This is a genomic window from Pseudomonas sp. PDM16 (assembly GCF_014851865.1).
Lineage (GTDB): Bacteria > Pseudomonadota > Gammaproteobacteria > Pseudomonadales > Pseudomonadaceae > Aquipseudomonas.
This window is the reverse complement of sequence record NZ_JACVAM010000002.1, coordinates 58,860-82,748: the sequence shown is the minus strand read 5'-3', so window position 1 is coordinate 82,748 and position 23,889 is coordinate 58,860. Positions and strand designations below refer to the sequence as shown.

Below are 23,889 nucleotides of genomic sequence, written 5' to 3'. Positions count from 1 at the left end.
TTCAGAAGTCGGTGTAGCCCAGCGACCGCAGCGCGCGCTCGTCGTCGGACCAGCCGCCCTTCACTTTGACCCAGAGGTTGAGCATGACCTTGGAGTCGAAAAGCACCTCCATGTCCTTGCGCGCATCCTGACCGATGCGTTTGATGCGCTCGCCCTTGTCACCAATGATGATCTTCTTCTGGCCGTCGCGCTCAACCAGGATCAATCCGTGGATATGCAGCACCCGCCCCTCCTGCTTGAATTCCTCGATCTCGACGGTGATCTGGTACGGTAGCTCGGCGCCAAGTTGGCGCATGATCTTCTCGCGGATCAGCTCGGCAGCGAGGAAACGGCTGGAGCGGTCAGTAATCTGGTCTTCAGGGAAGAAGTGCTCGGACTCCGGCAGATTCTCCGCCACCAGACGCTCCAGGGTATCTAGGTTCTGCCCATGGAGTGCGGATATGGGCACCACCTCGGCCTGTGGCAGCTGGGTGGCTAACCACTCCAGATGAGGCAGCAGCTCGCTCTTGTCTTCCAGACGATCCGCCTTGTTCACCGCCAGCAGGATGGGGCATTTCACGTACTGGACCTTCTCGAGCACCATCTGGTCCTCGTCGGTCCAGCGAGTACGGTCGACGACGAATACCACGACATCGACGTCCTTCAAGGCGGTCGAAGCGCTGCGGTTCATGTAGCGATTGAGCGCCTTGTCGTTATGCTTGTGGAGACCAGGGGTGTCAACATAGACGGCCTGCACGTCGCCCTCGGTCTTGATGCCGAGCATGTTGTGGCGGGTTGTCTGCGGCTTACGCGAGGTGATCGCCAGCTTCTGCCCGAGGATATGGTTGAGCAGGGTCGACTTACCCACGTTGGGGCGGCCGACGATGGCGACGTAGCCACAACGGGTCACAGGTGCATCAGTCATGGCTGTTCTCCACACCCAGCGCCACAAGCGCGGCAGCAGCGGCCACCTGCTCGGCGATCCGCCGGCTGGCGCCATGGCCCTGAGTCTTGTCGGTCAGCAGTGCCACTTCGCACTGCACGAAAAAGGTACGGCAATGGGGCTCGCCCTGAATATCCACCACCTCGTAGCGCGGCAACTCGGCAGCCCGCGACTGGAGGAACTCCTGCAGACGGGTCTTGGGATCCTTGTTGGTATCCACCAGCGTCAGGCTGTCCAGCTCGTTGCTCAGCCAGGCAAGTACCCGCTCGCGGGCCACGTCCATGCCCGCATCCAGATAGATGGCCCCGATCAGCGCCTCGAGGGCATCCGCCAGAATAGACTCGCGACGAAATCCGCCACTCTTCAGCTCCCCCGACCCCAGGCGGAGGTACTCGCCCAGCTCGAAGCCACGAGCAAGGACGGCCAGGGTCTCACCCTTCACCAACCGCGCGCGCAGGCGGGAGAGTTGCCCTTCGCGAGCCTGAGGAAAACGCTCGTACAGCGCCTCACCTGCCACGAAGTTGAGAATGGCATCGCCAAGAAATTCCAGACGTTCGTTATTACGACCGGCGAAGCTGCGGTGGGTCAGGGCCAGGAGCATCAGATCCTGGCTCTGGAATGTATGGCCGAGCTGACGCTCTAGGCGGGAAAGGGAGTAACTCACGGCATTCGTACGCGGAATTCTTTATCGAAATTGGCCACCAAATCCAGATTCTCGATCAATGCTTCACGGCGTTCGTACTTCAGGTGAGCCCTGAACTCGTTATTCTCGATTTTGATTTCAAGAATGTCCTTCAAGTCCACGCCACGAATGCCGTTCACCTGCATCATCTTGCTGATATGGGCATAGAACTCCGGCACCGAGCGTACGTCGGCCGCCTTGTCGGTCTCCACAGACATGATGGCCTTTTCCAGTGCCCAATAGTCCATGTAGTGCGGGAACATCTTGAAACCAGTGCTGGCGAGAAAGGCGACCACGGCTAATACAGCCACCCACCCCAGCATGGAAAGACCTTTCTGCGAGCGCGCGAACTTCATGATCGACCTCTATTATCGGTATTGTCGAATGACTATATACAAGGAGGCGCCATTCGACTGAACGGCGCCTCTCATTTTCCAGTGATCAGCGGATCAAGCCAACTCTGGAGAAGTTTGGCAGATTGCGCGCTTTCGGATCCGGCCAGCTCATCCACACCGCGAAGGCCTTACCAACGATATTCTGATCGGGAACCATGCCCCAGAGCTCCTTGGGGATAGCGGCATCATTCCAATAGCGGCTGTCGTTGGAGTCGTCACGATTGTCGCCCATCATGAAATAGTGCCCTTCAGGCACTACCCATTCGTCCCCGCCGCGCACATTGCGATTCAACTGCTTGCGAATCATGTGCTCGATATCACCGAGTTTTTCCTTATAGACCAGAGTTCGCCCCAGCGACCCTGGTTCCTCTCCAAGAAACTCCTCGGCTACCGGCTGACCATTCACCAGCAGGCGCTTGTCCATGGTGTAGCTGACTCGATCACCCGGCAGACCCACTACACGCTTGATGTAGTTGATGCTCGGGTTACTGGGGTAGCGAAAGACCATAACATCACCGCGCTGTGGACTGCCCACCTCAATGATCTTGGTATCGACTACCGGCAGTCGGATGCCATAGGCGAACTTATTCACCAGAATGAAATCACCTACCTCCAAGGTGGGCTTCATCGAACCGGACGGAATCTGAAAAGGCTCCAGCAGGAACGAGCGCAGCACTAGGACGATAGCCAGCACCGGGAAGAACGATTTGCCGTACTCGACCAGTAATGGCTCCTTGTTCAGGCGCTGCAGGACCTGTGCATCCGGCTCGCCAACCTGCCCCTCATAGGCGGCAATAGCCGCACGTCGCTTCGGCGCCAGCAGCAACAGATCGATCAATGCCAGAGCACCGCATACCGCAACGGCGACTACCAAAATCAGAGGGAAGTTGAACGACATAGGTATTAGCTATCCACTTTGAGTACGGCAAGGAAGGCTTCTTGCGGGATCTCCACGCTGCCTACCTGCTTCATCCGCTTCTTACCGGCCTTCTGCTTCTCCAGCAGCTTTTTCTTACGACTGACGTCACCGCCGTAGCACTTGGCCAATACGTTCTTGCGTAGCGCCTTGACCGTGGTCCGAGCGATGATCTGGCCACCGATGGCGGCCTGAATTGCCACATCGAACATCTGCCGCGGGATCAGCTCTTTCATTTTCTCAGTCAGAACTCGCCCCTTCTGATGGGCGCGATCACGGTGCACAATGAGCGCAAGGGCATCGACCTTCTCACCGTTGATCATCACATCCAGGCGCACCAGATTGGCCGACTGGAAGCGGTCGAAGCTGTAGTCCAGCGAGGCATAGCCACGGCTCACCGACTTAAGGCGGTCGAAGAAGTCGAGCACCACCTCGTTCATCGGCAGATCATAAGAAACCTGTACCTGGCTGCTGAGGAACTGCAGGTCGCGCTGCACGCCGCGCTTCTCGATGCACAGGGTGATGACGTTACCCAGGTGTTCCTGCGGCACCAGGATGTTGGCCCGCACGATAGGCTCACGCATATCGAGAATGCCGGCCGGATCGGGCAGTTTGGACGGGTTGTCGACAGACAGCGTCTCGCCGTTCTTCATCTCGACTTCGAAGATTACCGTCGGCGCGGTGGTGATCAGATCCAGGTCGTACTCGCGCTCCAGGCGCTCCTGGATGATCTCCATGTGCAGCATGCCGAGGAAACCGATACGGAAACCGAAGCCGAGGGCATCGGAGCTCTCCGGCTCGTACTGCAGCGCGGCATCGTTCAGGGTCAGCTTCTGCAGGGCTTCACGGAAGTCCTCGAAGTCGTCGGAGCTGACCGGGAACAAACCAGCGTAGACCTGCGGCTTGATGCGTTTGAAGCCCGGCAGCACATCCACGTCCGGGGTATTGGACAAGGTCAGGGTATCGCCCACCGGAGCACCGTGGATATCCTTGATACCGGCGATCACAAAGCCCACTTCGCCAGCCTTGAGGTCGGCAGTCTCAGTGTGCTTCGGAGTGAACACACCGACGCTGTCGACTTGGTGCGTTTTGCCGGTGGACTTGACCAGGATCTTGTCGCCCTTCTTCATCCGGCCGTGCTTGACGCGCACCAGGGAGACAATACCCAGGTAATTGTCGAACCAAGAGTCGATGATCAGAGCCTGCAGCGGCGCCTCGATGTCCCCTTCCGGCGGAGGAATCACTTGAACCAGGCGTTCCAACACATCGATCACGCCCATGCCGCTCTTAGCGCTACAAGGCACTGCGTCAGTGGCATCGATGCCGATGATGTGCTCAATCTCGTCCTTGACACGCTCAGGCTCGGCCTGGGGAAGGTCCATCTTGTTCAGGACCGGCATGACCTCAAGGCCCTGCTCGATAGCGGTGTAGCAGTTGGCGACCGATTGCGCCTCTACGCCCTGCCCAGCATCCACCACAAGGATTGCACCCTCGCAGGCCGCTAAGGAGCGACTGACTTCATAGGTGAAGTCGACGTGACCAGGGGTATCGATGAAGTTCAGCTGATACGTCCTACCGTCTTGTGCAGGATAGTGCAGAGTCACACTATGCGCCTTGATGGTGATACCGCGCTCACGCTCCAAATCCATGGAGTCGAGAACCTGAGCTTCCATCTCGCGATCAGACAAGCCACCACAGATCTGGATAAAGCGGTCGGCCAGGGTCGACTTGCCATGATCAATGTGGGCGATGATGGAAAAATTGCGGATATGACTCAGGTCACTCACGGATCAACACTCGAAAAAGCCGCAGGCAGGCTGCCCGACGAAAAATAGCCGGGGAGTTTACCTGATCGACGACTAGGCCGTCACGTACGCGACGCGGGACTCAGGAACAAAAAAGGGCGGCAACGCCGCCCTTTTCCTGGATAGATATCACTCAGCCAGTTTGAAGGTGATGAAACTGGCCCGCCCCTGACGCAGTACTCGCATGGACACCGAGCGATTGACCGGCAACCCTTTAGCTACTTGAGCAAAAGACTTAGCCGAATCGATCGCTTGATTGTTCAAGTGAGTAATCACGTCGCCAGAACGCAGGCCTATCAGAGCCGCAGGGCCGCCCTGAACTTCCTTGATGACGACACCACCGCGCAGATCGAATGCTTTTTTCTGCTCGGCAGTCAGCTCGACCACCGAAACACCAAGACGATTGCTGCTGCGCTCAGCACCGGACTGCCCTACCAACGGCATCTCAGCACCGTCCTCCGGTAGCGCACCGATGCTCAGCTTGATGGTTTTACGCTCACCTTCGCGAACAACTTCCAATTCGGCCTGAGCATTCGGTTTCAAGGCACCGACCAAATGTGGCAAGTCGGCAGACATGACGATAGGTTGGCCATTCAGATTCAGAATCACATCGCCCACCTGCAAGCCACCTTTTGCCGCTGGGCCATCCTCCAGCACCTGAGCGACCAGCGCCCCAGCCGGCTTATCCAAGCCAAACGACTCAGCCAAATCCTTGTTCACTTCTTGGATAACCACACCCAGCCAGCCGCGACTCACCTTGCCTTCAGATTTCAGTTGGCTGGCAACATCCATAGCCACATCAATGGGAATGGCAAAGGAGAGCCCCATAAATCCGCCGGAGCGGGTGAAAATCTGCGAGTTGATCCCTACCACCTCGCCGTCCAGATTGAACAGCGGGCCACCAGAGTTACCTGGGTTGATTGCCACATCGGTTTGAATGAATGGCACATAACTCTCATTGGGAAGACTGCGCCCTTTAGCAGAGACAATACCGGCAGTCACCGAGTGATCGAAACCGAAAGGAGAGCCGATAGCCAGCACCCACTCACCCACTTTAAGAGCCTGCGACTTGCCCAGCTTGACAGTCGGCAGCCCCTTTCCCTCTACCTTGAGCAACGCCACATCGGTACGTGGGTCAGCACCTATCAACTTGGCCTCAAGCTCGCTTCGGTCGGAAAGGCGAACAATGATCTCGTCCGCATTTGCGACTACATGATTGTTCGTCAGCACGTACCCATCATCAGAGATGATGAAGCCTGAGCCAAGCGACTGAGCCTCGCGCTGCCTGCCACCCTGCCCCCGCGGCAACTGGGGAACGTTGCGCTCGAAGAACTCGCGAAACATGGGAGGCAACCCCTCCAGATCAGGCACCTGCCCCTGGACAGCCACATCACGCTGCGGCAAGTTCTGTCGGGTGCTGATATTCACCACCGCCGGGGAGGCCTCTTCGACCAGCTCGGTAAACTCTGGCAGCTCAGCACGGGCTAGAGACATCTGCCCCAAAAATAGCAAGGCAAAGACACTGGACAGCGAGTACTTCAGACTAAGCATCAACTTCAGCTCCATCCACATAGAAAACAAAGGAAATTACAGGGTCATAGGCAAACGTGCGCAGATATGAAGCAACTGCCCCAGACCGGTAACAACCGCAGATAGTCGGCCATGAAGCATTGAACATTATCGGGATGAACTCTCAATAGCAGTTGCCGATTGCATCGATAACGCAACGCGCTCCGCGGTACCTAATGGAATCTCCCCAACGACGGTGACCATCATGTCGCCACCGACTGTGCTCATACGCCGAGACACGACCGCTGTAGGGCCCAGTTGGGTACGGGCATCTTCTACGCTCGCGCTTTGTAGAGGCTCGAGAAAAATCGTGAACCGAGCCAACCCATCGCCATACATCAGGCAGGCTACCGGGTCGGAGGAGACTGGGCTGCTGCAATGCAATGCCTGAGTCAAGTCAAAGCCAGGCGGCACCCAACCAGCCTTCCATGACTGAGGTAACTCAGTGACCGCCACCATGCTGACTGGCCTGCAAGCATCGCCAGGCTTCAGCATGTCGCCAGATATCTCATCGGCCAAATTCAAACTGACAAACTGAAACCGCTCCAGAAGCTGTCCCTTCTCACTGATCAACAGCGACTTGAGAGGCAGCGCAGTCTCATCGTCCAAATGTAGCTCGAAGGCATAACGATGCTGATCCTTAGGGATCAGTGCCAGTACAGTGGCGGAGCGGCCAGCAACACGGGAACTGCCCAACACCCGCAAATCATAACGCTGCTCCAATTCGGCAACATTCAACTTACGCGCCGGCCACTGGGCATCTACCACTTGCTCGCCAAGCGCGCCGCTCATGCATTGCGGTTTGCCATCTATTCGAAGCGTTTCCTGAGCTGGGCCATCAAGCTGCAACAGGCGTTCGGCAACACCAGCTTTCCCTCCACTGTGCCAAATTCCGTGGGTAGAAAAGCTACCATTGCGCTCGTAGATGAAGGTACCGATAAAGCTCTGTCGATCAGCCTGAGCCAATCGCTGCAACCAACTCTCGGCGGCATGTACTGGCAACGCCAGACAGCCACCGAGCACTGCTATAAGAGGGATGACGCGCATGTACTCTCTCAGCGATTTTCCAGACTGGCAGCCCGCGCATAGGGCAGCGCGGTGTCGGCACCTGTAGTCGCCTGCTGGGCGTGCTGACGCAGATAGGCGGGAAGACGCTGCTCATACCAACTCGAGCCGGTTTGTTGATCAGCCCATGGCTGCAGAGGAGAAGCGCCCTCGGTATAACCCGCCAGAACAGCCGGCCCCTGCACCTGCGGCAGGGTCAAGCCAGGCTGAGAAGCCTGCTGCTGCGCCAATTGCGCGCCAGCAATCTCGTCCTGATTGTAAAAGCGCACACCCGCGAGTACCGCCAAGGTTACAGAAGCAGCAACCGCCACACGCCCAACCATTCGCCATGGACCTCGGGAGGCAGCAGTAGGCATCGTCTCCTCGGCTAGCGCAGCGGATACTGCGGCAGCGATGTCCAAACGCGGCTCCAGCAGCTCCTTATGCATCACCGCACGAGCTATCTGATAGCGCGACCAGGTGCCACGCAGCTCAGCATCGTCACCAGCCGCCGCCAGTACTCGACGCAACTCAAGTTCGTCCGCTTCGTTATCCATCACCGCGGACAGCGATTCCTGCAGGGCTTCACGACTCATGGTGTTTCCTCTCTTGGCTGTCGCCGCTGTCTCACAATCATGCTTCTTGCAGCAAAGGCTGCAGGGCTTTATCGATAGCTTCACGGGCCCGAAATATCCGCGAGCGCACCGTACCTACCGGACACTGCATGACGCTAGCAATGTCCTCGTAACTCAAGCCGTCGAACTCACGCAGGGTCAGAGCCGTGCGCAGATCTTCGGGTAGCTGCTGGATAGTTCGATGCACGGTAGCCTCGATCTCGTCACGCAGCATGGAGCGCTCAGGTGACTCGATATCCTTGAGCGCATGATCTCCATCGTAGAACTCCGCATCCTCTGCGCTTACATCGCTATCCGGCGGACGGCGCCCGCGGGATACCAAGTAGTTTTTCGCCGTATTGATGGCAATACGGTACAGCCATGTATAAAAGGCACTGTCACCGCGAAAATTCCCGAGCGCACGATAGGCCTTGATGAAAGCCTCTTGAGCGACATCCTGCGCCTCGTGGCTATCGTGAACGAAGCGCACCACCAAGCCCAAAATCTTGTGCTGGTACTTGAGCACCAGCAAATCAAAGGCCCGCTTGTCGCCGCGCTGCACCCGCTCGACCAACTGCTGATCGTCTTCCTGGGCTAGCATGAATACTCCTCGTCCGTTCCGGAGGAGATCCGCACCAGCCAGTCTTTCCGTCTGCCAAGATAGACTCGGGCGTTGCGCAAAAGTTCTCCCCTCCGAAGAAGCTTTGCTCGGCGCTCAATACACCTTGCAAAGCGTTACAGCATCGTCGATTCGACTACTGCATGAATAATCTGGCCGATCTGGCCGCCGCTCCATTACGACAGGCACTTTCGGTATCTGTCCTTGGAACTTGAACGACTAAGAAAAGTTCCAGAGCTCTCTTCTGCGTCATAAGCCCGGCTATTGTGCCGCTCACCCCCTCTATATACTAGGCAGCGCCACTTCGGTCCCTGTGGAATCAGCAGTAGATGAGCCGACACTATCAACACGACGTCCTGGTCATCGGCAGCGGAGCTGCCGGCCTTACCCTGGCACTGACTCTACCCGCGCATCTCAGAGTTGCCGTGTTGAGCAAAGGCGATCTGGCCAACGGATCGACCTACTGGGCCCAAGGTGGCGTAGCGGCGGTACTGGACAATGCCGACACCGTAGAGTCCCACGTCGCCGACACCCTCAATTCCGGCGGAGGCCTGTGTCGTGAGGACGCTGTGCGTTTCACCGTAGAACACAGCCGCGAGGCCATCCAGTGGCTGATCGAGCAAGGCGTGCCCTTCACTCGCGACGAGAAGCAGGACCGCGAGGACGGCGGCTTCGAGTTTCACCTGACCCGCGAGGGCGGCCACAGCCACCGGCGCATCATCCATGCCGCCGACGCCACCGGCGCGGCCATCTTCAACACCCTGCTTCAACAGACCCGCCAGCGCGCCAACATCGAACTGCAGGAACAGCGCGTGGCGGTCGACCTGATCACCGAGCGCAAGCTCGGTCTGCCTGGCCAGCGCTGCGTCGGCGCCTACGTGCTCAACCGCACCAGTGGCGAAGTCGACACCTACCATGCGCGCTTCGTGATCCTTGCCACCGGCGGCGCGGCCAAGGTCTACCTCTATACCAGCAACCCGGACGGGGCCAGCGGCGACGGCATCGCCATGGCCTGGCGCGCCGGCTGCCGGGTTGGCAATCTGGAATTCAACCAGTTTCACCCGACCTGCCTGTACCACCCGCAAGCCAAGAGTTTCCTGGTCACCGAGGCCCTGCGCGGCGAAGGCGCCCACCTCAAGCTGCCCAACGGCGAGCGCTTCATGGAACGCTTCGACGAGCGCGCCGAACTGGCCCCGCGCGATATCGTCGCCCGAGCCATCGACCACGAGATGAAGCGCCTGGGTATCGACTGCGTGTACCTGGACATCAGCCACAAGCCGGCCGAATTCGTGAAGGCGCACTTCCCCACCGTGTATGAACGCTGCCTGACGTTCGGCATCGATATCACCCGTCAGCCCATCCCGGTGGTGCCGGCGGCGCACTATACCTGCGGTGGCGTGCTGGTCGACCAGCATGGCCATACCGACGTGCCCGGCCTGTATGCCATCGGCGAGACCAGCTTCACCGGCCTGCACGGCGCCAACCGCATGGCCAGCAACTCGCTGCTGGAGTGCTTCGTCTATGCCCGCTCGGCGGTCGAGGACATCGTCGCACAGCTCGACCAGGTGCCGATGCCCCAGGCACTACCAGCCTGGGACGCCAGCCAGGTGACCGACTCGGACGAGGACGTGATCATCGCGCACAACTGGGACGAGCTGCGGCGGTTCATGTGGGACTACGTCGGCATCGTGCGCACCAACAAGCGCCTGCAGCGCGCCCAGCACCGGGTGCGCCTGCTGCTCGACGAGATCGACGAGTTCTACAGCAACTACAAGGTCAGTCGCGACCTGATCGAGCTGCGCAACCTGGCCCAGGTCGCCGAGCTGATGATCGAGTCGGCCATGCTGCGTCGCGAGAGCCGCGGCCTGCACTACACCCTGGACTATCCGGACATGCTGCCGGAGGCCCGGGACACTATTCTGGCGCCGCCCACCTACGTCGGCTGAACTTCAGGCGTACGCGCAGACGCCGATGCGCCTCACGTGGCAATGCATCACGCGCGATACATAAACCTCGCACCCGCCGTTCGCCCACCAGGCGAAAGCGAAGCACCACCGCCACGGACAGCGCCAGGCTGTCCGGCCGCAGCTGCACCGGCTGCCAGCCATCACGGCTATTGAACAGCTGCCAGCCACTCTCGTTGCGGCGCAATCCGGTGAAGGCGGACGAATGCCGCAGCAGGATCTGTCGCGGCAGCACCCAGCCGGCATGGGACAAACAGGCGAGCACTCCGAGCAGAGCTACCCAGAGAGGAAGCTCGACAGCAAACAGAGTGATCAGCGCTAGAGCCAGCTCCAACAAGTAGACTGCCAGCAGCAGACGCGAAGCCTGCCAGTGGCATTCGAAATAATTACTTGGGTTGGACACGGTCCAGAATCATGCGAACCATGCGTCGCAGATCGGAATCATCTGGCTCACCGCGCTGCATGAACCAGCCAAACATGTCCTGGTCCTCGCACTCCAGCAGCTTGCGATAGCGAGCCTGATCCTCGGCATCCAGGCTGGGGTACACCTCCTTGACGAAGGGCACCAGCAGCACGTCCAGTTCCAGCATGCCACGACGGCTATGCCAGAAGAGTCGATTCAGTTCGGTCGCGTCGGCCATGCAGCGGCTCCTGTACTAAAGGCGCGCAGTATAACGGCGCGGCGCTCACTCGGCACCCGCTGACAAGGCGTCGGGGGGCCTCTATGATGACGCCCTGACTTTTCCAATCAGCGAACGCCCATGGCCAACTCCGCCTTCTTTACACTATTGAGCCACGAGGCTCTGCTCGCCGTGCGCGGGCCGGATGCTGCCAAGTTCCTCCAGGGCCAGCTCACCTGCAACCTCAATTACCTCAACGAGCAGACTTCCAGCTTGGGCGCGCGTTGCACACCCAAGGGCCGGATGATCTCCAGCTTCCGCATTCTGCAGGACGGCGATGGTTACCTGCTGGCGCTGGCCAGCGAACTATTCGAGGTACAGCTGACCGACCTGAAGAAATACGCGGTGTTCTCCAAGTCGACACTCACCGATGAATCCACCAAATGGGTGCGCTTCGGTTTGTCTGGCGGAGACGGCGCCCTGCTCACCCTCGGTCTGGACCTGCCGCTGCAGGCAGACACTGTAACCCGTACCAACGGCCTGATCGCTATTCGCCTGCCCGGCGGCCGCGCCGAGCTGTGGGCACCCGCCGAACAGCATGAAAGCCTGCATGGCCGCCTGGCCGCGCAGCTGCATGAGGCGCCACTCAATGACTGGCTGCTCGGCCAGGTGCGCGCCGGCATCGGCCAGGTATTCGGCGCTACCCGCGAGCAATTCATCCCGCAGATGATCAACCTGCAGGCCGTCGGCGGCGTCAGTTTCAAGAAGGGCTGCTACACCGGCCAGGAAATCGTTGCCCGCATGCAGTACCTCGGCAAGCTCAAACGCCGGCTGAAACGCCTGAGCCTGCCCCAGAGCGAGTCGCCGACCGTGGGCAGCGAGCTGTTCTCGCCGGTACATAGCTCCAGCGTCGGCGAAGTGGTGCTGGCAGCCACCGTCGATGGCAGCACGGAGCTGCTGGCGGTGCTGCAGGAGGACGCAGTGGCCGATGGCCGTATCCATCTCGGCAGTGTCGAGGGCCCTCTGCTAACTCTCCTGGAGTTGCCCTATCAATTGGATGCAGATCGCGAAATCCAGCACTAGCAAAAAAAGCTAATGCATGCCCCCGGGAAAACGCGGTACAACCCGGACATTACTGAACGAAGCCGCATCCCAAACGATTGATGCGGTCATGCGACCCGAGACCCCAGATGAGCAAGCTTGCCGAGAAAGTCCAAGAGGAACTGATCCACGCCATCGAGAATGATGAGCTGGTACTGCCTACTCTGCCCGAGGTGGCACTCAAGGTGCGTGAGGCGGTGGAAGATCCGAACATCAGTATCCCCGCGCTGAGCAAGGTAATCGGAAACGATGCGGCACTGGCCGCACGCATCATCAAGGTGGTCAACAGCCCATTGCTGCGCACCAGCAAGGAGATCACCGATCTACAGATGGCCGTAAGTCGCCTCGGTATCAATTACACATGCAACTTGGCCACCGGCTTGGCCATGGAGCAGATGTTCCAGGCCACCAGCGATGTGGTAGATCGCAAGATGCGCGAAGTATGGAACAAAAGCACCGAAATCGCCGGCATCTGCCACGTACTGTGCCGGCACTACACCCGACTGATGCCTGACCAGGCGACTCTCGCAGGTCTTATCCACCAGATTGGGGTTCTGCCGATTCTCACCTACGCAGAAGAGCACAATGCGCTACTGGCCGACTCCATCAGCCTCAACCACGTGATCGAGAAGATTCACCCGATCATTGGCGACAGGATTCTGCGTGCCTGGGAGTTTCCCGAGCCCATCGCCATGGTGCCGGGCCAGTATCTAGACTTCACTCGCAACTCGGCAAAGGCCGACTATGTCGATATCGTTCAGGTGGCCACACTGCAGAGCTACCTAGGCAGCGAGCACCCCTATACGCAACTGGACTGGGGCACTATTCCCGCCTTCGCCAAACTCGGCCTCGACCCCAACGTCGATATGCAGGCCGACGATGACCTCTCGGCAGCCATGGAAGCTGCGTCAAGCATGCTGAAATAAGGCTGCGACAAGCAGCGCATAACCCGACTAGACTGCAGGCGAGCTCAGTGGCGAAATGCCATTGAGCGGCGATCAAGCCGTACGCCACGGGGATCGAAGGAACCCGCCCCGTGCAGTTCAGGATGGGAATGCACCATGCGACTGCTCTCTCTGCTGTTTATCCTGCTGGTTTCATCTGCCTCTATCGCCGACGAACTCCGCCTGACCAACGGGGAATGGCCGCCTTATCTTGGTGAAAACCTCCCCTTCCATGGAGTGGCCTCACGCATAGTCGAGGAGGCATTCGCCCAGGAGGGCGTCCAGGTGAAGTGGGAGTTTCATCCCTGGGCAAGAGCGCTGCATAACGCGGAGCGAGGTACGAGCGACGGCAGTGCCGTGTGGCTCCGCAGCCCAGGTCGCGAGGAAGCCTTTTTCATCAGCGACCCGGTGGTTGAGAGTGGCTACTACTTCTTCCATCGCAAGGATCTGCCCGTCGAATGGGGCGAGGTCGGCGATCTCCAAGGGCTGCGGGTAGGCGGAGCCATCGACTACGACTATGGCGAAGCCTTCAGCAGTGCCGAGCAAGATGGCGTGCTTCGCGTCCGACGCCTCAGCACCGAGGAGCAGGGTTTGCGGATGTTGTTGGCCGGAAGGCTGGACGTATTTCCGATGGACAAGATCGTCGCCTTCGATCTTCTGCACAACCGCTTCACTCGCGATGAACGCGCCCAACTCAGCTTCCACCCGCACCCCCTGCGCACCGACAGCCTGCACCTGATGCTGTCGAAAAGGATCGTAGGCAACGAAGAGAAACTGCAGAGTTTCAACCGTGGGCTCCGACAACTTCGGGACAGCGGCAGAGTCGCGCAATACCTGCTGGAAATTCAGCAGCCATTGAGCCTGACCCAATAGAGACCACCTGGCCCTCTCGGCCATCCGCACCGCACACAGGCACGCCAATCAGCCCATGCACGAGGATGGCGCACCCACCCCGTTCTTCTCGCAATACCTGCGCACTCCGTGCGCGTCCTCGGCAATCTGGCACGATGTTCGCTTCAACCGTGCCGAATGTGGCGCATGGCACCACTTGCAATGGCCGACTAGGGTTCCGGCTCGTCTCACACGACGAGCGACTGGTCCGAGAGTGGGCGACCTCGACAGGGGTTACACGGCGGGACAAAAGCCCGGGAGAAGTACAAGGCATGGCCGCCAGCCACTTCCCGTCCACTGTCCCGAGGTCTCCATGCTCAACCGCCTGTTGTGCTCTTCCCTGCTCGCTCTGCTGCTCGTACAGCCTGCCCACGCCGCCCCCGAGAAACGCCCGTTCAAGGTATGCTGGTCGATCTACGCCGGCTGGATGCTGTGGGGCTACATCGCCGAAGAAGGCATCATCGACAAATGGGCGAAGAAGTACGGTGTCGAGATCCAGGTCGAGCAGGTGCCGGACTATGTCGCCTCCATCGAGCAATACACCGCCAACCAGTACGACGCCTGCTCCATGACCAACATGGACGCCCTGACCATTCCCGCTGCCGCAGGCGTGGATTCCACCGCGCTCATCGTCGGAGACTTCTCCGCCGGTGCCGACGGCATTCTGGTACGCGGCGGCAGCAAGGACCTGAAAGACCTCAAGGGCAAGACCATCCTGCTGGTGGAGAACTCGGTGTCCCACTACCTGCTCAGCCGCGCTCTGGAATGGGCACATCTGCAGCCTTCGGACGTAACGATCGAGAACGTCTCTGACAAGGACCTGGCTCAGATCTGGCGCAGTGGCAAGGGTGATGCCGTGGTGACCTGGAACCCTATCCTCTCCGATCTGCGTCAGGACGGCGACAGCGTGCAGGTGTTCAGCTCGCACCATGTACCCGGCGAGATCCTCGACCTGCTGGTGATCAACAGCCAGACCCTGACCCAACACCCCGAACTGGGCCGCGCCCTGACCGGCGCCTGGTTCGAGGGCATGCGTCTGATGGGCCTGCCAACCCCAGCTGGCGCAGCCGCACGCGCCAAGATGGCCAGCGCAGCGGACACCACGCCCGCTGACTTCGACGAACAGTTGCGCACCATCCGTTCCTTCTACGCTCCGCGTTCGGCAGCTGCCTTCGCCCGTGGCGAGAAGATGCCGGACCTGATGCAGCGCGTGGCCAACTTCGCCGACGCCCAGCAACTGCTCGGCGAAGGAAAAGGCCTGCAACGCCTGGGTATCGCCTTCAGCGATAACCGCGTACTGGGCAACCCCTCGCAGATCATGCTGCGCTTCAATCCGACCTATATGCAGCTGGCCGCCGACAACCAGCTCTAGAACCGGTCTCGAATCTCTTGATCGTCGGCCATGCTGCGTTGAAATTGGGTTCGGGCTGCTCATTTACACCTCGTAAACTCCGCGCCCTCACCCAATTTCGCCTTGCCTGGCTCTAGCTCAAGAGACTCGAAACAGGCTCTAAGCACCAACAGCGAACACCGCGCACCGCTTTCGTGCGCGATGTTCGCCAGTTGGCTACCGACAGCAAGCGCTGCCCCAGCAAATCCGGGGCAATCGGCAGCTGGCACGATGTTCGCTACAGCCCAACCATGCAGAAGCACCCCGCCAGGGGCGCGGCACTACAACTTGCAATGGCCGACTAGGGTTCCGGCCCGTCCACCACGACGGGCGGCTGGTCCGAGAGTTGGCGACCTCGACAGGGGTTACACGGCGGGACAAAAGCCCGGGAGAACGCGCACAGGCCAGTGCCGCGCCGCTCCTGCCCGCATCCCTAGAACTGGAGGTCTACCCATGCGCAAGTCCCTGCTGTCCTCGCTGATTGCCGCCGGCCTCGCTGCCGCCCTGAGCATCCCCGCTCATGCCGAGAAGAAAGACCAATTCAACGTCTGCTGGACCATCTACGCCGGCTGGATGCCATGGGAATACGGCGCCGCACAGGGCATCGTCGACAAGTGGGCGAAGAAGTACGACATCGCCATCGAAGTGACCCAGCTCAACGACTACGTCGAGTCGATCAACCAGTACACCGCCGGCCAGTTCGACGGCTGCACCATGACCAACATGGACGCCCTGACCATTCCCGCAGCCGGTGGCGTGGACAGCACCGCGCTGGTGATCGGCGACTTCTCCAACGGCAACGACGGCATCGTGCTCAAGGGCGAGAAGAAAACCCTGGGCGACCTCAAGGGCCTGGACGTCAACCTGGTCGAACTCTCCGTCTCCCACTACCTGCTCGCCCGCGGCCTGGAAAAGGCTGACCTGAGCGAGAAGGACCTGAAAGTGGTGAACACCTCCGACGCCGACATGGTCGCCGCCTTCGCCACCAGCGACGTGAAAGCCGTGGCCACCTGGAACCCGCTACTGGCCGAAATCGAAGCCACCCCGGGCGTGACCAAGGTGTTCGACTCCAGCCAGATCCCCGGCGAGATCATCGACCTGATGGTGGTCAACAGCGAGACCCTGAAGGACAACCCTGCCCTGGGCAAAGCCCTGACCGGTGCCTGGTACGAAATCATGGCGACCATGAGTGCCGATACTGCCGAAGGCAAGGCGGCCCGCGAGCACATGGCCAAGGCCTCCGGCACCGACCTGGCCGGCTACGAGGCGCAACTGGCGGCGACCAAGATGTTCTATTCGGCCAAGGACGCCGTGGCCTTCGCCAACAGCCCGAAACTGCCGGCGACCATGAGCAAGGTGGCCAGCTTCTCCTTCGACCACGGCCTGCTCGGCGAGGGTGCGCAAAACGCCGACGCCATCGGCATGAGCTTCGCCCGCAACGTGGTCACCGGCGACAAGAGCAACGTCAAGCTGCGCTTCGACCCGTCGTTCATGCAGCTGGCGGCCGACGGCAAGCTTTGAAGCCCTGGCCCCCTCTCCCTCCGGGAGAGGGGAATGGGGAATGTGAACGTCCGAGGAACACCATGCGCCTGATCAACCGACATCCGGACCGCGGCGGCCGCCTGCTGCTGATCCTGCTGCCGTTCGCCCTGCTGCTGTTCGCCTACTTCGTGGGCTCGGCGGCGCGGCTGACGGAGAACCCCAACGACAAGCTGTTGCCCAGCGCCAGTCAGATGGTCAGCGCAATCGACCGCCTGGCCTTCACCGAGGACAAGCGCAGCGGCAACTACCTGTTCTGGGAAGACAGCGCGGCCAGCCTCAAGCGCCTCGGTATGGGCATCGGCATCGCCGCCCTGGTCGGCCTGTGCCTGGGCATCGCGGCGGGCATCCTGCCGCTGTTCCGCGCGCCGCTGTCGCCGCTGCTGACCGTGCTGTCGATGGTGCCGCCGCTGGCGATCCTGCCGATCCTGTTCATCGTTTTCGGCCTCGGTGAACTGTCCAAGGTGATGCTGATCGTGATCGGCATCACTCCGGTACTGGCCCGCGATCTGGAACAGCGTGCCCGCGAGATTCCCACCGAGATCCTGATCAAAGCGCAGACCCTCGGCGCCAGCACCTGGACCCTGATCCTCCGTGTGGTGCTGCCGCAACTGCTGCCGCGCCTGCTGATCGCCCTGCGCCTGGTGCTCGGCTCGGCCTGGCTGTTCCTTATCGCTGCCGAAGCCATCGCCTCTACCGACGGCCTTGGCTACCGCATCTTCCTCGTGCGTCGCTACATGGCGATGGACGTGATCCTGCCGTACGTGGTGTGGATCACCCTGCTCGCCTGGCTGATGGACCTGGGCCTGCGCCAGCTCACCCGCCTGTGCTTCCCCTGGTATGAAGGAGCGAAAGCATGAGCGCCTTTATCGAGGTCAAGAATGTGTGGCAGGAGTACGGCGACCAAGTGGTACTGGAGCGCCTGAATCTGTCGATCAACGAAGGCGAGTTCTGTACCCTGGTTGGCGCTTCCGGCTGTGGCAAGTCGACCTTTCTGCGCCTGCTGCTGGGCCAGGAGCGCGCCAGCCGTGGCGAGATCCTGCTCGGCGGCCAACCGCTGGCCGGTGAGCCGGATAGCAGCCGTGGCGTGGTGTTCCAGCGTTACTCGGTGTTCCCGCACCTCTCCGTACTGGATAACGTCGCCATCGGCCTGGAACTGCCGCGCTCACCGTTGCTCGGCCGCCTGTTCGGCGCGGCCAAGCGCGACGCCCGTGCCCAGGCCGAAGTGATCCTGCGCAAAGTCGGCCTCGGCCATGCCCTCGACAAATACCCTAGCCAGCTCTCCGGCGGCATGCAGCAGCGCCTGGCCATCGCCCAGGCGCTGATCATGAAGCCGCGCGTGCTGCTGCTCGACGAACCCTTCGGCGCCCTCGACCCGGGCATCCGCAAGGACATGCACGCCCTGCTGCTGGAGCTGTGGCACGAGACCAAGCTGACCGTATTCATGGTCACCCATGACCTGAGCGAAGGCTTCAGCCTCGGCACCCGCCTGCTGGTGTTCGACAAGACCCGCATCGACCCCCACGCACCGAACGCCTTCGGCGCGCGCATCACCTACGACATCCCCCTGAACAGCGACCGCCGCGCCACCCGCGCCGCCGTCAACGCCTTGCCGGCGCACGTCACCGGCAACCCGCAACCGGCCCTGTAAGGAATAGCCATGACTGCATCCCTGACCCTGCGCCCCAGCCTGTACGAAGAACTCGTACCCGGCGGCGGCCACACCTCCTTCGTCCTCAAGCGCGGCCAGCTGCTGCGCATTACCGACCTCGAAGGCAGCGCCAACGTCAGCCTGCTGCTGCTTTCCGCCGCCGAGAAAAGCGAGCGCCTGAACCTGCCGGACACCCTCAAGTGCCAGCACACCGCCAAGCTCACCGCCGGCCACTGCCTGTACTCGGATATGGGCAGAGTCCTGGCGGCGATCACCGCCGACACCTGCGGCTGGCATGACAGCTTCGGCGGCGTGCTCAACGCCGAGGAAGTCAGCGAGAAATACGGCGCCGGTCGCTACCAGGAACTGCGCAATGGCTACTTCCGCAACGGCGTGGACAACCTGCTGGTGGAAATGGGCAAGTGGAACCTGAACATCCAGGACCTGCTGATGGCGCTCAACCTGTTCAGCAAGGTCAGCGTCGATGGCGACGGCCGCTTCCACTTCGAGCCGGGCAACTCCCAGGCTGGCGACTACATCGAGCTGTACGCGCCGATGGACACCCTGGTGGTACTCACCGCCCTGCAGCACCCGCTGGACCCCAACCCGCAATACGCGCCCAAGCCGGTGCAACTGAGCTGGAGCCGCGTCGAGAGCGATGGCATCAGCGTGCTCTGCCGCACCTCGCGCCCGGAAAACGGCCGCGGCTTCCACAACACCGAACGCCTGTATATCTGAGGACGCCGAGATGAGCCTTACCGCCAGCGACAAGCACGCCGCCACCGCCGTCTACCGCCACGAGATCCCGGCCGGCGAGCCGTTCCTCTGCGAAGTCAAAGCCGGGCAGACCGTGCGCCTGCTCGACCTCGAAGGCAACCAGGCGGTCGACACGCTGTTCTTCAGCGCGAAGAACCCGCGCGAGCGCTACGACCCGCAACGCACCCTGCGCAAGCAGAACAGCGTGTACCTCACCACCGGCACCGTCCTCTACTCCAACCTGGGCAATCCGCTGCTGACCATCAGCGCCGACACCTGCGGCCGCCACGACACCCTCGGCGGCGCCTGCGCCCAGGAGAGCAACACGGTCAGATACGCCCTCGACAAGCGCTACATGCACAGCTGCCGCGACAACTTCCTGCGCGCCAGCCTGCACGACGGCCGCCTGGAGAAGCGCGACATCGGCGCCAACATCAACTTCTTTATGAACGTTCCCGTCACCCCGGAAGGCGGCCTGACCTTCGAGGATGGCATCTCCGCGCCGGGCAAATACGTCGAACTGGTCGCGCATATGGACGTCATCGTGCTGATCTCCAACTGCCCGCAACTGAACAACCCGTGCAACGGCTGGAACCCGACCCCCGCCGAGGTGCTGGTATGGGACTGAAGCGGTTTATTCCGGACTCCGTCCGGAGCGCCGGGGGCCCTGCCAACCTGCGCCTGTGGCTGTACCAACTGTGCCAGAGCCGCTCAGGCCAGTGCCTGGAGCAGAAGCCCACGCCCACCGAGAAACCCTAGGCACCAGCCCGCTGGTAGCCACACCGATTTCCCACCCCGGACGACCGTGGTGCAGACCGAATAGCGGCGGGACGGCCCGCCAACCCTTTCGAGGGCAAGCAGATGTTCGACAAACTCCTGATCGCCAACCGTGGCGCCATCGCCTGCCGCATCCTGCGCACCCTGCGTCAGCTCGATGTGCAGGGCGTGGCCGTGTACTCCGAGGCCGACGCCGCCAGCCTGCATATCCAGCAGGCCGATGAGGCCTTCAGCCTCGGCGAAGGCCCAGCCGCCGGCACCTACCTGGTGGTCGACAAGATCCTCGCCGTGGCCAAGCAGACTGGTGCTAAAGCGATTCACCCCGGCTACGGCTTCCTCTCCGAGAACGCCGCCTTCGCCGAAGCCTGCGAAGCGGCCGGCATCGCCTTTGTCGGCCCGACGCCGGAGCAGCTGCGCGTATTCGGCCTCAAGCACACCGCCAGGGCACTCGCGAAACAGCACGGCGTGCCGATGCTCGAAGGCACCGAGTTGCTGGAAAACCTCGACGCCGCGCTCAAGGCCGGTGAGGAAGTCGGCTATCCGGTTATGCTGAAAAGCACCGCCGGTGGTGGCGGCATCGGCATGCGCGTGTGCCGCAGCGCCGAGGAACTCAGCGATGCCTTCGAAGCGGTCAAGCGCCTGGGGCAGAACAACTTCAGCGACAGCGGCGTCTTCATCGAGAAATACATCCAGCGCGCCCGCCATCTGGAAGTGCAGGTATTTGGCGATGGCACCGGCGAAGTGCTGGCCCTCGGCGTGCGCGACTGCTCGGTGCAGCGGCGCAACCAGAAGGTGCTGGAAGAAACCCCGGCACCCAACCTGCCGGCCGGCATGGCCGAGGAGCTGTGCGCGGCGGCAATCAAGCTGGCCAAGGCGGTCAGCTACCGCAGCGCTGGCACCGTGGAGTTCGTCTACGACAGCGATGCCGAGCGCTTCTACTTCCTCGAAGTGAACACCCGCCTGCAGGTCGAGCATGGCGTTACCGAACAGGTGTGGGGCGTCGACCTGGTGCGCTGGATGATTGAGTTGGCTGCTGGCGACCTGGCCCCGCTCAGCGAGCTGAGCAAAGGCCTGAAAGCCAGCGGCCACGCCATCCAGGCACGCCTGTACGCCGAAGACCCGGGCCGCGACTTCCAGCCGAGCCCCGGCCTGCTGACTGCCGTGCAATTCCCGGCAGCCGATGGCAAGAGCCTGCGCATCGACACCTGGGTCGAGGCCGGTTGCGAGATTCCGCCCTACTTCGACCCGATGATCGCCAAGCTCATCACCTGGCAGCCGACCCGTGAGGAAGCCAGCGCCGCGCTGAACCAGGCCCTGGCCGATACCCTGCTGTACGGCGTGGAAACCAACAGCCAGTACCTGCGCCAGATCCTGGTCGATGCGCCGTTTGCCAGCGGCTCGCCGTGGACCCGCTGCCTGGAAGGCCTGACCTACCAGGCGCATACCTTCGAGGTACTGTCCGCCGGCACCCAGACCACTGTGCAGGACTTCCCCGGCCGCCTCGGCTATTGGGCCGTCGGCGTGCCACCGTCCGGGCCGATGGACGACCGCGCCCTGCGCCTGGGCAACCGCCTGCTGGGTAACGCCGAAGGCGCCGCCAGCCTGGAAATCACCATGAGCGGCCCGCTGCTGCGCTTCAACACCGATGCGGTGGTAGCAGTGACCGGTGCGGAAATCCCCGTCACCCTGGACGGCGTGGTTCAGCCGCTGAACACCGCCCTGCTGATCAAGGCCGGCAGCACCCTGAGCCTCGGCACCATCGCCGGCTCCGGCGCGCGCTCGTACCTGTGCCTGCGCGGCGGCCTGCAAGTACCGGAATACCTGGGCTCGAAAAGCACCTTCACCCTCGGCCAGTTCGGCGGCCACGGCGGCCGCGCCCTGCGTGCAGGCGACGTGCTGCATATTCCGGCATTGAGCGATGCGGGCAACGGCGCGCAGCTGCCCGCCGCGCTGTGCACCGCCCTGCCCGCCATCCGTGAAATCCGCGTGATCTACGGCCCGCATGGCGCGCCGGAATACTTCACCCCGGCCTATATCGACACCTTCCTCGCCACCGACTGGGAAGTGCACTTCAACTCCAGCCGCACCGGCGTGCGCCTGATCGGCCCGAAACCGGAGTGGGTGCGCGACAGTGGCGGCGAAGCCGGCCTGCACCCATCGAACATCCACGACAACCCCTACGCCATCGGCGCGGTGGACTTCACCGGCGACATGCCGGTGATCCTCGGCCCGGACGGCCCGAGCCTGGGCGGCTTCGTCTGCCCGGTGACCATCATCGAGGCCGACCTGTGGCAGCTCGGCCAGCTCAAGGCCGGCGACAAGCTGCGCTTCGTGCCGGTGAATATCGACACCGCGCGCCAGTTGGCCAAGGCGCGCAAGGCCGAAGTCGCCGGGCTGGAAGCAGTGGCGGTGAACTGGAAGCCGATCCCGCTGGAGCCGCCGGTAATCCTCGACATCGGCAGCCAGGACAAGCGCCTGGTCGCCCGCCTCTCCGGTGACACTCACCTGCTGCTGGAAATCGGCCAGGCCGAGCTGGACCTGGTGCTGCGCTTTCGCGGCCACGCACTGATGCAGGCGCTGGAGGCCAAGAGCCTGAATGGCGTGATCGACCTGACTCCGGGCATCCGCTCGCTGCAGGTTCACTACCAGCCGGAAACCCTGTCGCTGGCCAACCTGCTGGCGGTGGTGATCGGCGAGTGGGACGCGGTGTGCAACGCCCAGGACCTCAAGGTGCCATCGCGCATCGTGCACCTGCCGCTCTCGTGGGACGACCCGGCCTGCCAGCGGGCCATCGACAAGTACATGACCACGGTGCGCAAGGACGCGCCCTGGTGCCCGAGCAACCTGGAGTTCATCCGCCGCATCAACGACCTGCCCAACCTCGACGAGGTCTACAAGACCGTGTTCGACGCCAGCTACCTGGTGATGGGCCTGGGCGACGTCTACCTCGGCGCACCGGTGGCCACGCCGCTCGACCCGCGCCACCGCCTGGTGACTACCAAGTACAACCCGGCGCGTACCTGGACCGCCGAGAACTCGGTGGGCATCGGCGGCGCCTACATGTGCGTGTATGGCATGGAAGGCCCGGGCGGCTACCAGTTCGTCGGCCGTACCCTGCAGATGTGGAACCGCTACCGCGAAGTCGCCGCCTTCCACGGCAAGCCCTGGCTGCTGCGCTTCTTCGACCAGATCCGCTTCTACCCGGTGGGCGCCGAGGAACTGCTGCAGATTCGCCGCGACTTCCCCCTCGGTCGCTATGAACTGCGCATCGAAGACAGCGAACTGGCCCTGGCCGACTACCAGGACTTCCTAACCGAGGAAGCCGAGGGCATCGACGCTTTCCGCAGTCAGCAACGCGCTGCCTTCGACGCCGAACGCCAGCGCTGGATCGCCTCCGGCCAGGCCCATTACGAGAGCGAGGAAGCGGTCGCCGAACTGGGCGACGACGCCCCGCTGGCGGCCGGCCAGCACAGCATCGACAGCCATATCGCCGGCAACCTCTGGCAGGTGCAGGTCGAGGAAGGCTGCACGGTGAAAGCCGGCGACGTACTGGTGATCCTCGAGTCGATGAAGATGGAAATCCCCCTCACCGCGCCGCGCGACGGCGTGGTGCGCGAAGTTCGCGTGCAACCCGGCTCGCCGGTACGCGCGGGCCAGCGGGTAGTGGTGCTGGAAGAGGCTTAAGGGATA

At 61.8% G+C, this 23,889-nt stretch carries 22 protein-coding genes and 2 riboswitches; of the genes, 11 read left to right on the top strand and 11 right to left on the bottom strand.

The window, feature by feature from the left end:
• Position 1 precedes the first annotated feature (1 nt).
• The 9 genes from era to rpoE form a co-directional block, all read right to left on the bottom strand.
• Entirely contained in the window at positions 2-904 is a 903-nt protein-coding gene (gene era / locus IB234_RS06780) for a GTPase Era (RefSeq protein ID WP_192315779.1), read from the bottom strand.
• Positions 897-1,586, bottom strand: a complete 690-nt coding sequence (gene rnc, locus IB234_RS06775; protein ID WP_192315776.1) for a ribonuclease III — start codon at positions 1,584-1,586, stop codon at positions 897-899. The genes era and rnc overlap by 8 nt, the downstream gene beginning before the upstream one ends.
• The gene (locus IB234_RS06770; RefSeq protein WP_192315774.1) at positions 1,583-1,960 is read right to left on the bottom strand and encodes a DUF4845 domain-containing protein; all 378 of its coding nucleotides are present in this window, start codon (positions 1,958-1,960) and stop codon (positions 1,583-1,585) included. The genes rnc and IB234_RS06770 overlap by 4 nt, the downstream gene beginning before the upstream one ends.
• 85 nt (positions 1,961-2,045) lie before the next feature.
• A complete protein-coding gene (lepB, locus tag IB234_RS06765; protein ID WP_192315772.1) occupies positions 2,046-2,897 on the bottom strand; it encodes a signal peptidase I in 852 nt (283 codons plus the stop codon).
• 5 nt (positions 2,898-2,902) lie between these two features.
• The gene (gene lepA / locus IB234_RS06760; RefSeq protein ID WP_192315770.1) at positions 2,903-4,702 is read right to left on the bottom strand and encodes a translation elongation factor 4; all 1,800 of its coding nucleotides are present in this window, start codon (positions 4,700-4,702) and stop codon (positions 2,903-2,905) included.
• 147 nt (positions 4,703-4,849) lie between these two features.
• Positions 4,850-6,271: a DegQ family serine endoprotease gene (locus IB234_RS06755; protein WP_192315768.1), complete on the bottom strand. Its 1,422-nt coding sequence runs from the start codon at positions 6,269-6,271 to the stop codon at positions 4,850-4,852.
• Positions 6,272-6,397: 126 nt separating this feature from the next.
• Entirely contained in the window at positions 6,398-7,336 is a 939-nt protein-coding gene (locus IB234_RS06750) for a MucB/RseB C-terminal domain-containing protein (protein WP_192315766.1), read from the bottom strand.
• Positions 7,337-7,344: 8 nt separating this feature from the next.
• Complete coding sequence (locus tag IB234_RS06745; RefSeq protein WP_192315764.1) at positions 7,345-7,929, bottom strand: sigma-E factor negative regulatory protein; 585 nt, start codon at positions 7,927-7,929, stop codon at positions 7,345-7,347.
• A gap of 37 nt (positions 7,930-7,966) precedes the next feature.
• On the bottom strand, positions 7,967-8,548 hold the full coding sequence (gene rpoE / locus IB234_RS06740) for an RNA polymerase sigma factor RpoE (protein ID WP_192315762.1): 582 nt from the start codon (positions 8,546-8,548) through the stop codon (positions 7,967-7,969).
• A 347-nt stretch (positions 8,549-8,895) separates the two neighbouring features.
• Here rpoE and nadB point away from each other — a divergent pair, with 347 nt between their 5' ends.
• Complete coding sequence (nadB, locus tag IB234_RS06735; protein WP_192315759.1) at positions 8,896-10,512, top strand: L-aspartate oxidase; 1,617 nt, start codon at positions 8,896-8,898, stop codon at positions 10,510-10,512.
• Here nadB and IB234_RS06730 read toward each other — a convergent pair.
• Together IB234_RS06730 and IB234_RS06725 are read right to left on the bottom strand one after the other, a co-directional pair.
• The gene (locus IB234_RS06730; RefSeq protein ID WP_192315757.1) at positions 10,481-10,933 is read right to left on the bottom strand and encodes a protein YgfX; all 453 of its coding nucleotides are present in this window, start codon (positions 10,931-10,933) and stop codon (positions 10,481-10,483) included. The genes nadB and IB234_RS06730 overlap by 32 nt on opposite strands.
• Positions 10,917-11,171, bottom strand: a complete 255-nt coding sequence (locus IB234_RS06725) for a succinate dehydrogenase assembly factor 2 (RefSeq protein ID WP_192315755.1) — start codon at positions 11,169-11,171, stop codon at positions 10,917-10,919. The genes IB234_RS06730 and IB234_RS06725 overlap by 17 nt, the downstream gene beginning before the upstream one ends.
• A gap of 120 nt (positions 11,172-11,291) precedes the next feature.
• Here IB234_RS06725 and IB234_RS06720 point away from each other — a divergent pair, with 120 nt between their 5' ends.
• The 10 genes from IB234_RS06720 to uca all read left to right on the top strand — a co-directional run bounded on the left by IB234_RS06720 (position 11,292) and on the right by uca (position 23,883).
• Positions 11,292-12,233, top strand: a complete 942-nt coding sequence (locus IB234_RS06720) for a YgfZ/GcvT domain-containing protein (protein WP_192315753.1) — start codon at positions 11,292-11,294, stop codon at positions 12,231-12,233.
• A gap of 107 nt (positions 12,234-12,340) precedes the next feature.
• On the top strand, positions 12,341-13,177 hold the full coding sequence (locus tag IB234_RS06715) for an HDOD domain-containing protein (protein WP_192315751.1): 837 nt from the start codon (positions 12,341-12,343) through the stop codon (positions 13,175-13,177).
• Positions 13,178-13,312: 135 nt separating this feature from the next.
• The gene (locus IB234_RS06710) at positions 13,313-14,068 is read left to right on the top strand and encodes a substrate-binding periplasmic protein (protein ID WP_192315749.1); all 756 of its coding nucleotides are present in this window, start codon (positions 13,313-13,315) and stop codon (positions 14,066-14,068) included.
• A 177-nt stretch (positions 14,069-14,245) separates the two neighbouring features.
• A riboswitch (guanidine-I (ykkC/yxkD leader) is annotated at positions 14,246-14,349 on the top strand.
• Positions 14,350-14,399: 50 nt separating this feature from the next.
• Positions 14,400-15,458: a putative urea ABC transporter substrate-binding protein gene (locus IB234_RS06705; protein ID WP_192315747.1), complete on the top strand. Its 1,059-nt coding sequence runs from the start codon at positions 14,400-14,402 to the stop codon at positions 15,456-15,458.
• A gap of 308 nt (positions 15,459-15,766) precedes the next feature.
• A riboswitch (guanidine-I (ykkC/yxkD leader) is annotated at positions 15,767-15,870 on the top strand.
• 59 nt (positions 15,871-15,929) lie between these two features.
• On the top strand, positions 15,930-16,997 hold the full coding sequence (locus tag IB234_RS06700) for a putative urea ABC transporter substrate-binding protein (protein WP_192315745.1): 1,068 nt from the start codon (positions 15,930-15,932) through the stop codon (positions 16,995-16,997).
• 62 nt (positions 16,998-17,059) lie between these two features.
• On the top strand, positions 17,060-17,875 hold the full coding sequence (locus IB234_RS06695; protein WP_192315743.1) for an ABC transporter permease: 816 nt from the start codon (positions 17,060-17,062) through the stop codon (positions 17,873-17,875).
• Positions 17,872-18,666, top strand: coding sequence for an ABC transporter ATP-binding protein (locus IB234_RS06690; protein ID WP_192315741.1), 795 nt, complete (start codon positions 17,872-17,874; stop codon positions 18,664-18,666). Before IB234_RS06695 ends, IB234_RS06690 begins: the two co-directional genes overlap by 4 nt.
• A 9-nt stretch (positions 18,667-18,675) precedes the next feature.
• The gene (locus IB234_RS06685; protein ID WP_192315739.1) at positions 18,676-19,404 is read left to right on the top strand and encodes an urea amidolyase associated protein UAAP1; all 729 of its coding nucleotides are present in this window, start codon (positions 18,676-18,678) and stop codon (positions 19,402-19,404) included.
• Positions 19,405-19,414: 10 nt separating this feature from the next.
• On the top strand, positions 19,415-20,050 hold the full coding sequence (locus tag IB234_RS06680; RefSeq protein ID WP_192315737.1) for an urea amidolyase associated protein UAAP2: 636 nt from the start codon (positions 19,415-19,417) through the stop codon (positions 20,048-20,050).
• A gap of 233 nt (positions 20,051-20,283) precedes the next feature.
• Entirely contained in the window at positions 20,284-23,883 is a 3,600-nt protein-coding gene (uca, locus tag IB234_RS06675; RefSeq protein WP_192315735.1) for an urea carboxylase, read from the top strand.
• Positions 23,884-23,889: the final 6 nt, after the last annotated feature.